2 protein-coding genes are annotated in these 1,506 nt (G+C 68.3%); one reads left to right on the top strand and one right to left on the bottom strand.

Going from position 1 to position 1,506, the window contains the following annotated elements; all coding sequences use genetic code 11:
• Positions 1-389: LysE/ArgO family amino acid transporter (locus F0L46_RS25335; protein WP_188312152.1), on the bottom strand; the 389-nt coding region annotated here is incomplete at its 3' end.
• 73 nt (positions 390-462) lie between these two features.
• Between F0L46_RS25335 and F0L46_RS25340 the strand changes: the two genes are divergently transcribed.
• Positions 463-1,365 (top strand): LysR family transcriptional regulator ArgP, encoded by a 903-nt coding sequence (locus F0L46_RS25340; protein WP_149822390.1) that lies wholly within the window; start codon positions 463-465, stop codon positions 1,363-1,365.
• Positions 1,366-1,506 lie beyond the last annotated feature (141 nt).

Consider the following 1,506-nt stretch of genomic DNA (forward strand, 5'->3'; position numbering starts at 1 on the left):
GTATCGAGGTAGACGTGCGGGTTGAGGAGGGTGAAGCCGGCGGCGCTCGCCAGGGCGGCGGGCAGGCTGATCGCGCCGCCCCCGTCAACCGCCAGGGCGCTCGGCCGTGCGGAGCGTAGCAGCGCGATGACGCCGTACCACGTGAGGAAGGCTGCGCCCGCGACGGTTAGAGCGGAGGTGAACATGCGAGCGGCGCCGATCATCGCCCCGAGGCCCGCCACGCCCGCGCCGATCAGGATCGCGTCGGCGGATGCGCACAGGGCCACAATCGGACCGACGTGCTCGCGGCGAAGCCCCTGCCGCAGGACGAAGGCATTCTGGGCGCCGATGGCGATGATCAGGGCGGCGGATACCAGGAAACCGTTCAGGAAGGCTGAGACGTATGACATGGCGGGTTTCATACCGGCGCGTGCCCCTGTAGAGAACCTAAAGCTACTAAGGTTGATGAAGGAGCGCTAATCCGTGCTCGACTATGCCGGTCTTTCGGCGCTCGCCGCCGTGGTGCGCCAGGGCAGCTTCGAACGCGCCGCCGGGACCCTCGGCGTCACCCCCTCGGCGGTCTCTCAACGTGTCCGGGCCCTTGAGGAGCGGATGGGCGCCGTGCTGGTCATCCGGGGGCAACCCTGCAGGGCGACCTCCGCTGGGGCACGCCTCTGCGCCCATGTCGAGCAAGTGGCGCTCCTGGAGGGGGAGCTGGCAGCCGACCTGCCCGAGCTCGCGCGCTTTGGGAGACCCGAGATGGTCGCTCCGACGTTGCGCGTGGCGGTGAACGCCGACAGCCTCGGAAGCTGGTTCATGCCCGCAGCGGCCGCGTTCTCCGCAGGTTCCGGAGCGCTGCTCGACATCGTCTTGGACGACGAGGAGCACACGGCGGAGCGCCTGCGGTCGGGCGAGGTCCTTGCGGCCGTCACCACCCATGGCGAGCCGATCCAGGGCTGCCGGACCCTTGAGCTCGGGACACTGGCCTACGTCGCGACGGCGAGCCCGGCGTTCGCCGCTCGGTGGTTTCCGGACGGGGTCACGTCCGATGCCCTCGCACGGGCGCCCCACCTCTGCTTCGACCGACGTGACCAGCTCCAAGCGCGCTGGGCCGATCAGGCGCTCGCGATCAACTTGGAGGGTCCTGTGCATTGGATCCCCGCGACCCAGGGCTTCGTCGACGGCACCATGGAAGGCTTGGGTTGGGCCATGAACCCTCGCATCCTAATCGCCGAGCACCTAAGGAGTGGGTGTCTCATCGAACTGTTGCCTGGCACGACCCTCGACGTGAGGCTCTATTGGCAATCTGCCCGCCTGGGCGGGCGCCTCCTCGACACTCTCACACATACGGTTGTCGGGGTTGCACGACCGAAACTCGGGCAGTGAAACCGTCAGTCCGGCTCGCTGGGCGCACGCCGTCGGCGTCGCGGACCACTGGTCGGAACAATTGGCGCGCTGGCCCCTAAGGATCTACTGGGGGACCTTGAGTTTTGCCGAGGCGCTCGAATAGCCACCGTCCGGCGAGCC

The organism is Salinarimonas soli (assembly GCF_008386575.1).
Taxonomy (GTDB): Bacteria; Pseudomonadota; Alphaproteobacteria; order Rhizobiales; family Beijerinckiaceae; genus Salinarimonas_A; species Salinarimonas_A soli.